The 13,190-nt window shown below is 62.9% G+C and carries 15 protein-coding genes; 7 read left to right on the forward strand and 8 right to left on the reverse strand.

The window, feature by feature from the left end; genetic code table 11:
* Window positions 1-117: 117 nt before the first annotated feature.
* The 3 genes from GOX53_RS16290 to GOX53_RS16300 all read left to right on the forward strand — a co-directional run bounded on the left by GOX53_RS16290 (window position 118) and on the right by GOX53_RS16300 (window position 1,638).
* Window positions 118-855, forward strand: a complete 738-nt coding sequence (locus GOX53_RS16290; RefSeq protein ID WP_171178140.1) for an N-formylglutamate amidohydrolase — start codon at window positions 118-120, stop codon at window positions 853-855.
* A gap of 111 nt (window positions 856-966) precedes the next feature.
* A complete protein-coding gene (locus tag GOX53_RS16295) occupies window positions 967-1,206 on the forward strand; it encodes a DUF6868 family protein (protein WP_171178142.1) in 240 nt (79 codons plus the stop codon).
* 117 nt (window positions 1,207-1,323) lie between these two features.
* Window positions 1,324-1,638: a DUF1244 domain-containing protein gene (locus GOX53_RS16300; RefSeq protein WP_171178144.1), complete on the forward strand. Its 315-nt coding sequence runs from the start codon at window positions 1,324-1,326 to the stop codon at window positions 1,636-1,638.
* On the opposite strand, the gene GOX53_RS16305 is transcribed toward GOX53_RS16300, so the two are convergent.
* The 4 genes from GOX53_RS16305 to dgcN all read right to left on the reverse strand — a co-directional run bounded on the left by GOX53_RS16305 (window position 1,598) and on the right by dgcN (window position 5,866).
* Complete coding sequence (locus GOX53_RS16305) at window positions 1,598-2,815, reverse strand: CaiB/BaiF CoA-transferase family protein (protein ID WP_171178146.1); 1,218 nt, start codon at window positions 2,813-2,815, stop codon at window positions 1,598-1,600. The two genes, GOX53_RS16300 and GOX53_RS16305, sit on opposite strands and share 41 nt — an antisense overlap.
* An 83-nt stretch (window positions 2,816-2,898) precedes the next feature.
* A complete protein-coding gene (locus GOX53_RS16310) occupies window positions 2,899-3,759 on the reverse strand; it encodes a D-amino-acid transaminase (protein WP_171178148.1) in 861 nt (286 codons plus the stop codon).
* Between the two features lie 65 nt (window positions 3,760-3,824).
* The gene (gene dgcA, locus GOX53_RS16315) at window positions 3,825-4,790 is read right to left on the reverse strand and encodes an N-acetyl-D-Glu racemase DgcA (protein ID WP_171178150.1); all 966 of its coding nucleotides are present in this window, start codon (window positions 4,788-4,790) and stop codon (window positions 3,825-3,827) included.
* A gap of 74 nt (window positions 4,791-4,864) precedes the next feature.
* Window positions 4,865-5,866: an N-acetyltransferase DgcN gene (gene dgcN / locus GOX53_RS16320; protein WP_171178152.1), complete on the reverse strand. Its 1,002-nt coding sequence runs from the start codon at window positions 5,864-5,866 to the stop codon at window positions 4,865-4,867.
* Window positions 5,867-6,162: 296 nt separating this feature from the next.
* Between dgcN and GOX53_RS16325 the strand changes: the two genes are divergently transcribed.
* On the forward strand, window positions 6,163-7,125 hold the full coding sequence (locus tag GOX53_RS16325) for an L-malyl-CoA/beta-methylmalyl-CoA lyase (RefSeq protein WP_171178154.1): 963 nt from the start codon (window positions 6,163-6,165) through the stop codon (window positions 7,123-7,125).
* Window positions 7,126-7,216: 91 nt separating this feature from the next.
* Here the strand turns inward: GOX53_RS16325 and GOX53_RS16330 are convergent, their stop codons facing one another.
* On the reverse strand, window positions 7,217-7,801 hold the full coding sequence (locus tag GOX53_RS16330; protein ID WP_171178156.1) for a PA14 domain-containing protein: 585 nt from the start codon (window positions 7,799-7,801) through the stop codon (window positions 7,217-7,219).
* A 121-nt stretch (window positions 7,802-7,922) separates the two neighbouring features.
* Window positions 7,923-8,375 (reverse strand): Lrp/AsnC family transcriptional regulator, encoded by a 453-nt coding sequence (locus GOX53_RS16335; RefSeq protein WP_171178207.1) that lies wholly within the window; start codon window positions 8,373-8,375, stop codon window positions 7,923-7,925.
* A 73-nt stretch (window positions 8,376-8,448) separates the two neighbouring features.
* Here GOX53_RS16335 and GOX53_RS16340 point away from each other — a divergent pair, with 73 nt between their 5' ends.
* Window positions 8,449-9,045, forward strand: a complete 597-nt coding sequence (locus GOX53_RS16340) for a LysE family translocator (protein WP_171178158.1) — start codon at window positions 8,449-8,451, stop codon at window positions 9,043-9,045.
* Here the strand turns inward: GOX53_RS16340 and GOX53_RS16345 are convergent, their stop codons facing one another.
* Window positions 9,046-9,879, reverse strand: a complete 834-nt coding sequence (locus GOX53_RS16345; RefSeq protein ID WP_171178159.1) for a GyrI-like domain-containing protein — start codon at window positions 9,877-9,879, stop codon at window positions 9,046-9,048. It abuts the gene before it with no gap.
* 164 nt (window positions 9,880-10,043) lie between these two features.
* Here GOX53_RS16345 and GOX53_RS16350 point away from each other — a divergent pair, with 164 nt between their 5' ends.
* Both GOX53_RS16350 and GOX53_RS16355 read left to right on the forward strand, forming a co-directional pair.
* Window positions 10,044-10,736, forward strand: coding sequence for a hypothetical protein (locus GOX53_RS16350; RefSeq protein WP_171178160.1), 693 nt, complete (start codon window positions 10,044-10,046; stop codon window positions 10,734-10,736).
* Between the two features lie 106 nt (window positions 10,737-10,842).
* A complete protein-coding gene (locus GOX53_RS16355; protein WP_171178161.1) occupies window positions 10,843-11,805 on the forward strand; it encodes an acetyl-CoA carboxylase carboxyltransferase subunit alpha in 963 nt (320 codons plus the stop codon).
* A gap of 99 nt (window positions 11,806-11,904) precedes the next feature.
* Here the strand turns inward: GOX53_RS16355 and GOX53_RS16360 are convergent, their stop codons facing one another.
* Window positions 11,905-13,140, reverse strand: a complete 1,236-nt coding sequence (locus GOX53_RS16360; RefSeq protein ID WP_171178162.1) for a lytic murein transglycosylase — start codon at window positions 13,138-13,140, stop codon at window positions 11,905-11,907.
* Window positions 13,141-13,190: the final 50 nt, after the last annotated feature.

Genomic DNA, 13,190 nt, shown 5'->3' on the forward strand with positions numbered 1-13,190 from the left:
GTCCCTGATCTCCTCAATTCGCAAATGTTACCGCAAACAGCGCTTGAGGCCGCTTATCGCGCAATTCCCTTTCGCAGGCAACTGCCCTACACCTGCGGCAAACAAGATGACAGGCTGATGACATATTCTCCGTTCTTCATTCACGGCGAGGACAGGCCGTCCCGCTGGCTGATCACATGCGATCATGCAACCAATACCGTACCGCCCGAAGTCAACGGCGGCGACCTTGGCCTGCCGCGTGAGGATATGGAGCGCCATATCGCCTATGATGTCGGCGCCTATGAAGTGTCGAAACATCTGGGCGAAATCCTGAACGCCCCGGTGATCGCCGCCAATTTCTCGCGTCTGGTGATCGATCCCAACCGCGGTGAGGACGATCCGACCTTGCTTATGAAGCTCTATGACGGCTCGATCATTCCCGGCAACCGCCATGCCAACGCGACCGAGCGCGAGCGGCGGCTGAACATGTGCTATCGCCCCTATCACGAGGCGCTGGCGCGGATGGCCGCCCTGCCGCACGCGGTGATCGTTTCGATGCACTCCTTTACGCGCCAGTTGCGGGGCCGCGATCCGCGCCCGTGGGAGATCGGAGTGCTCTATACGCAGGACGAACGCTTCTCACGCCCGTTCATCGAACGGCTGAGGGCCGAGGGCGATCTGACGGTGGGCGAGAACGAGCCCTATACCGGCTATCTGCCCGGCGACGCCATCGACAAGCACGGCACGGCGCATAACCGCCCAAATGCCCTCATCGAATTGCGTAATGACCTGATCGCCGACCACGCCGGTCAGCGCGCCTGGGCCGAACGCCTGGCCCCGATTCTGGAAGCGGCCCTGGAAGACTCAGGCGTCTGACGCGGGGTCATATGCTCCCCAATTCGACCCTCACATTCTTGTGAGGGCGCTCTTGCGACCCCATATAAATAGGGAAGGCCCAACAGGAAATTCCACGAACAGGAGGCGCAGATGACCCATGAAACCCTGACTGCCGTCTTCGGATGGATGACCGTGCTGAACCTTGGCCTGCTGATCTTCAGCACGCTGATGGTGCTGGTTCTGCAGGACTGGGCCGTGCGCGTGCATGGCCGGATGTTCCAGATGGAGCCGGCGGATGTGCGCAAGGCGTATTTCAAGTACCTCGCCAACTACAAGGTGCTGACGCTGGTGTTCTGCCTGATGCCCTGGCTGGCGCTGAAACTGGCCTGATCCTATGGCCTGAAACCAACCGCAGGGGGCCTGCCGGCCCCCTCTTTTGTTGTAACCGGGGGCGTTGATTGCTACCTCGGGCACAGGGACGCCAAATACTCACTTCGGAGCCAAGACATGGACCAGCAGACCGAAATCGAACTCCAGGCCGCCGCCTTTCGCCGCCTTCAGAAACACCTGATGGAGGACCGGACGGATGTGCAGAACATCGACATGATGAATTTGGCCGGCTTTTGCCGCAACTGCCTGGCGCGCTGGTATCAGGAGGCGGCCAACGACAAGGGCATCGAGATGGACAAGAATACGGCCCGCGAGGTTTTCTACGGCATGACCATGGACGAGTGGAAAGCCAATTATCAGACCGAGGCGAGTGCCGAGAAACAGGCCGCCTTTAAGGTCGCGTTCGAGGAAAACGTGCACAAGAAGGGCTGAACACTACTCCCCGCGCGGCCAGATCGTTGAATGTGGCCGCGTCGATGCCCAACTCTTCCAGCACCGCCCGGCTGTCGGCCCCATGGGCGCGGGGCGCGCTGTCCAGCGAAGGCGTGCCGCGGTCATAAGTAAAGCCGGCCACCGCGAACCGGTCCTGCCCGACCTGCTGCACCACGTTGCGGGCCCCAAATTGCGGCTCATCCAGCGCTTCGGACAGCCCCCTCACCCGCGCGGCGGGAACGTGATGAGTGTTCAGGATCTCCTCCCACTCCGCCGCCGTTTTGCCGCGCAAAACACCGGCCAGTAGCGCAGCGTCGCCTTCCCTGCGCCCGGCAATCTCTGCGCGTGGTGTCGCGGCCAACTCATCGGCCACCGCATCCTCTCCAACCGCCCGCATCAGGTTCGCCATCTGAGCGTTGGTATGGGCCCCGATCATCAGAGTGCCTTCAGCGGTCTCATAGGTCGCATAACCCGCCAGCGACGGATCCCGATTACCGTGCGGCCTGGGCGCCACTCCGGTCGCCAGCGTCGTTGCGGTGTGCGAGTTCATTAGCATCAGCGCACAATCGGCCATCGCAACGTCGATCCGCCGCCCCTGCCCTGTCAGCGCCCGGCCATAAAGCGCCGCCGAGATCGCCAGCGCCGCCTGCGCGCCGGTGCCGTAGTCGACCATGGCCGGACCGACCCTGACCGGATCGCTCCCGGCCTCGCCATTGGCGGCCATCACGCCCGCATAGGCCTGAATCACAACGTCGTAGGCGGGATGCGCCGCCTTGGGACCGGTCGCCCCGAACCCGCTGATGGCGCAATAGATCAGATCGGGTTTAAGCGCCGCCAGCCGGTCATAACCCAGCCCCAACTCCTCGACCGCGTGCGCGGTATAGTTCTGCACCACCACATCCGCCGTCGCCAGCAACCGGTCGAAGATTGCTCGCCCTGCGTCGGATTTCAGATCCAGCGCCAGTGCCCGCTTGCCGCCTCCCTGCGCCTGAAAGGAGAGCCCCATTCCGGCCGCGTTCAGCTCCGCATCGGCTCCATCCGCACGCGTCATGTCGGGCCGGTCCACCGGCTCGATCTTGATCACCTTGGCACCCAACACGCCCAGCTGATAAGCGCAGAACGGCCCGGCAAAGACATGTGTCAGATCCAGAACTCGCAGCCCCTCGAATGGTCGCATGAAAAATCCTCCCACCGGCAGGCTAGCAGCGGGAGGATTGGAAAACGGTCCGTTTTCGTCAGGTTGGGGTCGGTTTTGCCGCTTCAGACCGCCGCCTTGCGGCTTTCGTCCAGATAGATCTCGCGCAAACGTTTCGCGACGGGGCCCGGCGTGCCGTCGCCAAGTGTCACCCCGTCGATCTCGACCACCGGCATCACGAAGGCGCTGGCCGAGGTGGTGAACGCCTCATCCGCCTCTTTCGCCTCGTCGATGGTGAACAGACGCTCTTCGATCTCCATCTGTGCCTCCGCCGCCATCCGCAGCACCGCCTTGCGGGTGATGCCGTGCAGGATATCGGTCGACAACGGACGGGTGACGATCTTGCCGTTCTTGACGAAATAGGCGTTGTTCGAGGTGCCCTCGGTCACATAACCATCCTCGATCAGCCATGCATCGTCACAGCCCGCCGCCTTAGCCATCATCTTGCCCATGGAAGGGTAAAGCAACTGCGTCGTCTTGATGTCGCGACGGCCCCAGCGGATATCCTCGATCGAGATGATCCTGTTGCCCTTCGCAGCCGCCGGACTGTCGGCCAGGCCGGGCTTGTTCTGAGTGAAGAGCACGATGGTCGGCTTGGTATCCGCCGAAGGAAACACGAAATCCCGATCACCATCGGAGCCGCGCGAGACCTGCAGATAAACCAGCCCCTCTTCGATGCCGTTCAGCTCCACCAGCTTGCGGTGAACCTCCAGCAGCTGCTCCTTGCTGCACGGCTCGGCCATGTCCAACTCGTCCAGCGAGCGCTTCAGGCGCACCGCGTGGCCCTCGAAGTCAATCAGCTTGCCATCCAGCACACTGGTCACCTCGTACACCGCATCAGCCATCAGGAACCCACGGTCAAAGATCGAAACCTTGGCCTCGGTCTCAGGCAGATACTCGCCATTCACATACACGGTACGGGTCATGCGTCTCACAGTCCTTTCCAATTGCGCCCCCTCTCTCCTCAGGGGAGAGGTTCGGGGTAAGGGGCTTAACCCCAAAGTGCCGCCTTGGGCGGATGCACTCCGGCGTCGTCAAAAATCAGCGGCTCATCGCGGTCTTCGGCCAACAGAAGCGGGCCGTCAAGGTCCGTCACCATCGCACCCTGCGCCACCAGCGTCGCCGGAGCCATGGCGAGCGACGAGCCGACCATGCAGCCCACCATGATGCCATAGCCCTCGGCCAGCGCCGCCTCGCGCAGCTTCAGCGCCTCGGTCAGACCGCCGGTCTTGTCGAGCTTGATGTTGACCACATCGTATTTACCCTTGAGCCCCGGCAGACTGGCCCGGTCATGGCAGCTCTCGTCGGCACAAACCGGCACCGGGCGCTCCATCCCGATCAGCGCCTCATCGTCCCCGGCAGGCAAGGGCTGTTCGACCAGCGCCACGCCCAACCGCATCAGATGCGGCGCCAGATCGGCATACACCTCCGCCGACCAGCCTTCATTGGCATCGATGATGACCTTGGCATCGGGTGCGCCCGCGCGCACTGCTTCCAAGCGCGGCATGTCATCCGGCGTTCCCAGCTTGATCTTGAGCAGAGGCCGATGCGCATTTTTCGCCGCCTGTTCCCGCATTGCATCGGGCGTATCCAGCGACAGGGTATAGGCGGTGATCTCCGGCTCTGGCACTGGCAGCCCGGCCAACTCCCACGCGCGCTTGCCCGCCCGCTTGGCCTCCAGATCCCACAGTGCGCAATCCACCGCGTTGCGCGCAGCACCCGCAGGCAGCAACTCCATCAGCCCCTCGCGGGTGAACTCCGCAGGCAGCCCGGCAATCTCTGCCTCGACCGACTCCAGGGTCTCGTCATAGCGGGCATAAGGCACACACTCGCCCCAGCCCTGATGCGCCCCGTCCGACACCCGAACCGTCAACACCTTTGCCTCGGTCCGCGACCCGCGCGAGATAGTGAATACCTGCGCCAGCCGGAACACATCGCGAGAGATCTCAACCTGCACGCGCCCGCTCCTTCATCTTTTTTCAAATACTCCCGCCGGAGGCGCACCACCCCGCCACCGGCGCCGAGCTTAGATCACATCGCGGCCAGCGCATCCACCAGCTTGTCCGGCCCGAACCGGAACGGGTCGGTCGCGGGCAGGCCCATCTCGGCCTCAGCCTTGGCCAGATAGGCACTGGCGTCCTCTTCGCTCATGTGCTGAGTGTTCACCGAGATGCCCACCACCTTGCAGTCGGGGTTTGCCACCAACGCCAGACTCAGCGCGGTGTCACGCAGCGTTTCCAGCGACGGCAACTGATAGGTCGGCAGACCCCGCATATGCTCGCGGGTCGGTTCATGGCTCAGGATCAGCGCGTCCGGCTGGCCGCCATGGATCAGCGCCATGGTCACGCCCGAGTAAGAGACATGGAACAGCGAGCCCTGACCCTCGATCAGATCCCAATGATCGTCTTCGTTGTCCGGGGTCAGCCATTCCACCGACCCGGCCATGAAATCGGCGATCACCGCGTCCAGCGGCACACCGTCGCCGGTGATCAGGATGCCGGTCTGGCCGGTGGCGCGGAAGGTGGATTTCATCCCCCGCTTGCGCATCTCGGCATCCATCGCCAGCGCGGTGTACATCTTGCCCACCGAACAATCAGTGCCCACCGCAAGACACCGTTTGCCCCTGCGCTTGATGCCGTTGGCAATCGGGTAATCCACCGACGGCACCCGCACATCGTGCAGCGTGCGCCCGGTCGCTTCGGCCACGGCCACCAGATCGGGTTCGTCGCGCAGCAGGTTGTGTAAACCGCTGGCCAAGTCGAACCCTTCCTCCAGCGCCATCACCAGCACCTTCTTCCATTCCTGGCTGATCACGCCGCCACGGTTGGCAACGCCGATCACCAGCGTCTTGGCACCGGCCTCGCGGGCCTCGACCAGATCCATGTCTTTGAGCCCCAGATCGGCCTTGCAACCGTCCATGCGGAACTGACCCACGGCGTTTTCCGGACGCCAGTCCTTGATGCCCTGGGCCACCTTGGCCGCCAGCTGGTCGGGCGCATCGCCCAAAAACAACAGATACGGTGTCTCGATCATTGCGGTGCACTCCTTTGATTCCGGCGTAAGGTATTGAACGGCCCTGACGAGCGTTTCGCGTTTTTTCCGGCCTCGCGCGGCCCGGACGGAAGAATTTCGCGCATACCTGTTAGCTCGCGCAAAATCCTTCGAAGTTTTCAAACTGATTAATCTTTAATCGCCTCAAACGGCGCCCATCGCGAAGATGCTGCGCCGCCAATGCTGCATGTGCACAAAGACGCTTGCGCAGACTCGCGCAATTTAATACCCCATCTCAGGACAAAATCGCAATTTCCTTACCCGCGAGAGGACCACCCATGAGTTTCCGCACCCAGCCCGCTGCCCCCGCGCGCCCCAACCGCTGCCAGCTGTTCGGCCCCGGCTCGAACACCAAGCTGTTCCCGAAAATGGCGGCCTCGGCGGCGGATGTGATCAATCTCGATCTCGAAGACTCGGTGGCACCCAGCGACAAGGACGTGGCCCGCGCCAATGTGATCGAGGCGCTGAATACCGTCGATTGGGGCAACAAATACATGTCGGTGCGGATCAACGGGCTGGATACGCCCTATTGGTACCGCGACGTGGTGGATGTGCTGGAACAGGCGGGCGACCGGCTGGACCAGATCATGATCCCAAAGGTGGGCTGCGCGGCGGATGTCTATGCCGTGGACGCGCTGGTCACCGCCATCGAGCGCGCCAAGGGCCGGACCAAGCCGGTCAGTTTCGAGGTGATCATCGAATCCGCAGCCGGCATCGCCCATGTCGAGGAAATCGCCGCATCGTCCCCGCGCATGCAGGCGATGAGCCTGGGCGCGGCGGACTTCGCCGCCTCGATGGGGATGCAGACCACCGGCATCGGCGGCACGCAGGAAAACTACTATATGCTGCGCGAGGGCGAAAAGCACTGGTCGGACCCCTGGCACTGGGCGCAGGCCACCATCGTCGCCGCCTGCCGCACCCACGGTGTGCTGCCAGTGGACGGGCCGTTTGGCGACTTCTCGGATGACGAAGGCTATATCGCGCAGGCCAAACGTTCGGCCACGTTGGGCATGGTGGGCAAATGGGCGATCCATCCCAAACAGATCGCGCTGGCCAATCAAGTCTTTACTCCGTCGGATGAAGCCGTAGGCGAGGCGCGCGAAATTCTGGCCGCAATGGAGCAGGCCAAGGCCAACGGCGAAGGCGCGACGGTTTATAAGGGCCGTCTGGTCGACATCGCCTCGATCAAGCAGGCCGAAGTGATCGTGGCACAGGCCGAGTTGATCGCCGCGAACGGCTGATGCCGTTTGGCAAATCCGGAAGAAGGGCGCCCAAGGGGCGCCCTTCTTCTTTTTGGCGGTAAAGCAGTCGTCAGACAGGAAAGTGTCGGGTTCAGCGCCCGAAGGCCCCGTTTGGCACCCATTTCATCTTTTCCCCCTGCTTGCCCCATTTCATCATCAGGCAAGAGGTGCCGTATTTCTGGTAATAGAGGATGCTCAGGTCGTACCAGCCGGCCTTTGGAACCTCGACCGTCACCCGCTGATTGGCCTCGCAGGGCTGGCGCCCACGCACGAACCCGATCTGCTGCCCCGACACCCGCGCGTCGATCCCGTCATTTGACCAGGTCTCGAGCTCATACACGCCCGGCGCATCGAAGCGGATATAGCCGCGGATGTCCGCCGCCACGTTGTAATGCTGCTTGTAGGTCATCACCGGATCGCCCTTGTCGGTGTCCCGGTAGTCCAGCCCCTTCAATGGCTGCCCCGGCTCGGCCTCTTTCTGCAGAAGCTTCCGAGCCATCTTAAGATTGTTGATCGCTGCGGGTGGCCGTCCGCCCCAGGCGTATTTCACCGACAGACCCGGTTTTACACTGGAGGGCTGTGGACTGGCGGGTTTCAGCTTCAATGTCTGGGCCATGCCAGCCGAGGCCAGCATCAGCCCCAGCGCGGTAACCGCTCCGGTCAAAATGGATTTCATACGTTTCTCCCTGTTGGTCGCATCGCTGCCGGTCTGATGCCGGTCTTGTGCAACGAAATCGTGATGAGCCTAGGCTTCAAATTTTTGTGCGGCAAGCCCGGCGCGGATCACAATTACCCCATCAGGCCCGCATATCCTTGGGCGAGCCCATGACCACATAAGAGGTGATCGAGGTCACATGGGGCAGCGTGCCCAGCACCTCGGTGTGGAAGGTTTTGTACGACGGCAGGTCGGCGCATTCGACGCGCAGCAGGTATTCGATGGTGCCTGTGATGTTGTGGCACTCGACCACTTCCGGCGCCTGTTGCAATGCACGCTCGAACCCCTCCTGCGCCGCCTTGGTGTGCTCCCCCAGCCCAACGCCGATATAGGCCACGAACCCCACCCCCATCGCCGCCGGGTTCAGCACCGCGCGATAGCCCGCGATAACGCCTGCGCGCTCCAGCTCCTGCACCCGGCGCAGGCAGGCCGAGGGCGACAGACCAACACGGTCGGCCAGTTCCAGATTGCTGACCCGCCCATCGCGGGTGAGCTCACGCAATATCCGGTGGTTTATCTCATCCATCTTCGCCATTTGTTGCGCAAACTGCCGCATCGCGCACCAGAACGCAATTTCATTTGGGCCATTTGCGCCGATTCTCTGCGCCATGACCCATGACCTGCTCCTCGCACTGGTGACCTTTGCCTTTGTCTCATCGATCACGCCGGGGCCCAACAACCTGATGCTGATGGCCTCGGGCGCCAATTTCGGCTTTCGCCGCACCATTCCGCACATGCTAGGGATCGGGTTGGGCTTCACCTTCATGGTGCTGATGGTGGGCGCCGGGCTAGTGCAGGTTTTCGACGCCTATCCGGTGAGTTACACGGTGCTCAAGGCGGCCTCGGTGGCCTACCTGCTCTATCTGGCGTGGAAAATCGCCAACGCCGCGCCGATCCGGGAACATGAGGCCGAGGGGCGGCCCATGAATTTCCTGCAGGCGGCCGCATTCCAATGGGTGAACCCCAAGGCCTGGGCGATGGCGCTGACCGCCACCACCGCCTATGCCCCCACCCAGTCGCTAAGCGCCATTCTGGTCGTAGCGGCGGTGTTTGGCGCGATCAACCTGCCCTCGGTCAGCACCTGGACCGTGCTGGGGCAGCAGATGGCGCGGTTCCTGACGAATCCGCGTCGGCTAACAATGTTCAACTGGACCATGGCGGCGCTGCTTGTGGCCTCGCTCTATCCGGTGCTCTGGCCTGCCTGACTATTTGAGCGGCAAGCAGATCTCGGTCAGCAGATCCTCAGGCGCTGTTTCACGCGGATTGTTGAGATAGACCTCGTAGCAGGGCACGTCCGCCGGTTCCTCGCCCGATTGCGGCAGCCAGTTGCCGAAGAGTGATTGATAGGCGCCGTGAATACCAGAATACGGCCCCTTGTAGGTCAGCACGGCAGTCTTGCCGCCGGGAATCTGCCGTTCCTCCAACCCCTCGGGCACATCTTCGCCGCGATACTCGCCCCCGGCAAAACTGCGCAGATCGGGCTCGGGCACGTCCTCGGGACTGTCGAAATAGATGGCCAGCATCGGCCCCATCTGCTGCCAGAGCTGGCGGGTTTCGCAGATGGCGCCGAACGCCTCAAAACTCTTGCCGATCTCCATATAGGCGCCCTTGTGGGCCAGACCGACGATGCGACGGGCGGGTTCGGTGCGGGTGGTGACGGGATGCATGGGGTATCCTCCGGTTTTGAACTCTGGGTAAGGTGGCAACAGTCGGCCCGCCTTGCGAAAGGCGGCGGGGCTGGCGCCATAGGCCTCGGCAAAGGCCCGCGTGAAAGAGCTGAGATTGGAATAGCCCGCGTCAGACGCCACTTTCGCCAGCGGCTTGTCGCCTTTTACCAGCCAGTTGGCGGCCCGGTGCAGCCTGATCCGCCGGACCGCCTGCGCACAGGTCTCGCCAGTCACGGCCCGGAATACCCGGTGCCAGTGGAACCGGGACATCGCGGCGACATCGGCCAGCGCATCCAGCGACAGATCGCCTGCGGGATTGTCGTGAATGTGGTTGAGAACCCGCAGGACGCGGTCTTCGTAGCTGGCTGTCATTGCTGGTGCTCCATCCTTGCCCTTTCGCCCCACCCGGATCGCACATCCGGTCTTTGCAAATCTTGCGGTTTTGCCCCTACCTGCGTCGCGCACCCCTGTTAGACTGGACCGTGACAGCACCAAACCCGTCTCATTCTGGACTGGGAGACCATTGGAGGACAGCCATGAAAAAGATCGCCCGCAAACTCCGCCGTACCCTCGCCGCCACCGGGCTTGCGCTAGCCTGCGCGGCCCCGGTTCTGGGCGAGGATCTGCCGGTGCAGACCCAGGACATGCTGAACACCCGGGTGAGCGAACACAGCCCTACCAAAGAAAGCTACATCAAGGACCGCCCGATTCTGGGCTGGCACCTGACCAGCGACCGGTTCGAGGATATCCCCGACGCCATCCGCGCCGCGTTGGGGAGCGTGGATGCCACCGGTTACGATCAGGCCTATCTGACCGCCAACAAGGGCTCAATCATCGCCTTGCAGATGCAGAAGGACGGGACCGATTTCTACATCATCGGCAAGGATACGTTCGACAATAAGTACGAACTGGTTCCGCTGGCCGATGTGGCCGAGAAAAACACGCGCCTGATCGAACGGCTGGACATGGCGCCCGAGGTCAAGGCCATGTTCGACTCCGGTGCCGAGGGGCTGGTGGGCGCGCTCAAGACCACTCCGGTCGAAATGATCCGCGCCAGCGCGCTGGGCTATCCACAATCCGACGCGCTGACCATCCAGGCGCCCTGGGGCGAGCAGACCAAGCCTGCCGGGCAGGACGCCTTCCTGGTCTGGGACGACGGCGAGAGCCAGTATTACATGGTCAACCAAGGCGACGATGGAAACCCCGCCAGTTACGTGCCTTCCAAATAAGGTGAATCGGGACCCGCATCGGATGACCCCCGCCAGCGGGGCCGCGATGTTGCATTCCGGGGGCGAGAACGTCATATAGCGTGAAATTCCGCTCACGTGAGGCGCCATGACCCAGTATCTGGATTTCGAAAAACCGCTGGCCGAGATCGAAGGCAAGGCGGAGGAGTTGCGGGCACTGGCCCGGGCCAATGAAGAGATGGATGTGGCCGACGAGGCCGCGGCGCTGGATGCCAAAGCGGCCTCGCTGCTGGAAGAGCTTTATAAAGACCTGACGCCTTGGCGGAAATGCCAGGTGGCGCGGCATCCCGAGCGGCCCCATTGCAAGGATTACATTGAGGCTCTGTTCTCGGAATACACGCCGTTGGCGGGCGACCGGAACTTTGCCGACGATCTTGCAGTGATGGGCGGTCTGGCGCGGTTCAACGATCAGCCGGTGATGGTGATTGGGCACGAAAAGGGCTCGGACACCAAATCGCGGATCGAGCGGAATTTCGGCATGGCCCGGCCCGAAGGCTATCGCAAAGCTGTGCGCCTGATGGAGATGGCAGGACGGTTCGGCCTACCGGTAATCACCCTGATCGATACTGCCGGCGCCTATCCCGGCAAGGGCGCCGAAGAGCGCGGCCAGTCCGAGGCCATCGCCCGTTCGACCGAGATGTGCCTGAAGATCGGCGTGCCGCTGGTGTCGGTGATCATCGGCGAGGGTGGCTCTGGCGGGGCTGTGGCGTTCGCGACCGCCAACCGCGTGGCGATGCTGGAGCATTCGGTTTATTCGGTGATCTCGCCCGAGGGCTGCGCCTCGATCCTGTGGAAGGATGCCGAGAAGATGCGCGAGGCCGCCGAGGCGCTGCGCCTGACTGCGCAGGATCTGCAAAAACTGGGGGTGATCGACCGGATAATTCCTGAGCCGAAGGGCGGCGCCCATCGCGACCGGATCGCGACGATCGACTCGGTTCGAAAGGCCATTGCTGCAATGTTGGGCCAGCTTGAGGGCAAGGACGGCGCCGCACTAGTCAAAGACCGTCGGCAGAAATTCCTTGATATCGGGTCCAAGGGGCTGGCGGCCTGATCAGGGCTACTCTGCACCGGCATCGAGACCAGGGACCAAGCCGCTTGCAAGCGGCTTAAGCCGTTTGCAAACGCGTTGGTCGCGGTAGGCCCTTGGGGCCTATCCGCGCCGCAGCCTTTGCAATAGTTCCATCGTCGGCTCCCCAGTTACCGGCAGCCCTGACGCGCGTTGATAGGCACTGATCGCCGCCCGGCTGTTCGAGCCGATCACCCCGTCGGACCCCTGCGTGTCGAACCCGGCCTTGGTCAGCCGCTCCTGCAACTCCTTGCGGTCATCCAGCGTCATGCCCTGCGCGTCGGGCGGAAAGCGGCCCTGGATCGGCGGCCCGCCCATGATCCGATCGGCCAGATGCCCGATCCCGATCACATAGCTTTCGGAATTGTTGTAGCGCGTGATCACGGTGAAGTTGTTGAAGATCATGAAGGCTGGACCGCTTGTCCCTGCAGGCGTGATGATCGACGCCGCACCGTGATTGGGCACTCTGCCCCCGCGCACGTCCCGAACGCCAAGGCTCGCCCAATCCGCCGGGCTGCGCCGGATGCTGCGCCCCACCAGCCCCCGATTGAACCCGTTCGGCAACCGCACCTCAACGCCCCAGGGCTGGCCATAGGTCCAGCCTGATCGCTTGAGATACGCCGCGGCCGAGGCCAGCGCGTCGGTCGGATCGTCCGCCCAGATATCACGCCGCCCGTCCCCGGTAAAATCAACCGCATAGGCCAGATACGAGGTCGGAATGAACTGCGTGTGCCCCATTGCCCCGGCCCAGCTGCCGGTCATCCGGTCGGGAGTTGTGTCGCCGTTCTGCAGGATTCTCAGCGCCGCCACGAGCTGCTTTTCAAAGAACGCCCCTCGCCGCCCGTCATAGGCCAGCGTCGACAGGGCCGAGACCACCTGAATATCACCGCGCCGGGCACCATAGCGGCTCTCCAGCCCCCAGACCGCCGTTACATATTGGGGTTCGACCCCATAGCGCGCCTCGATCTGATTGAGCGTCGCGCCATACTGGCGCAGCTTCGCCTTACCGGTGCTCACCCGCTCATCCGAGGCAGCGATGGCCAGATAATCCTCAAGCGAGCGCTTAAATTCGGTCTGGTTGCGGTCGCGTTCGATCACACCGGGCAGATATCCCGCCCCGCGAAAGGCGCGGTCGATGGTGGATGCCGAGATGCCCTGCGCCGCAGCACGCCCCTTGAACCCCGCAACCCAGGTGTCCCAGCCTGCGTTGGGAACCGCCTGCATTCGCGTCTTGGGCGCACTTTGCGACACCCCCCCGCCGCTGCATGCCGACACCAGCGCTGCGCCAAGCCCAACGGAAAATACACGTCGATTGATCATGACTGAAACCTGCTCTTCTTGCCCTGCCTGACGGTACTCCGATCAGCCGC

The organism is Ruegeria sp. HKCCD8929, from assembly GCF_013031405.1.
GTDB lineage: Bacteria > Pseudomonadota > Alphaproteobacteria > Rhodobacterales > Rhodobacteraceae > Ruegeria.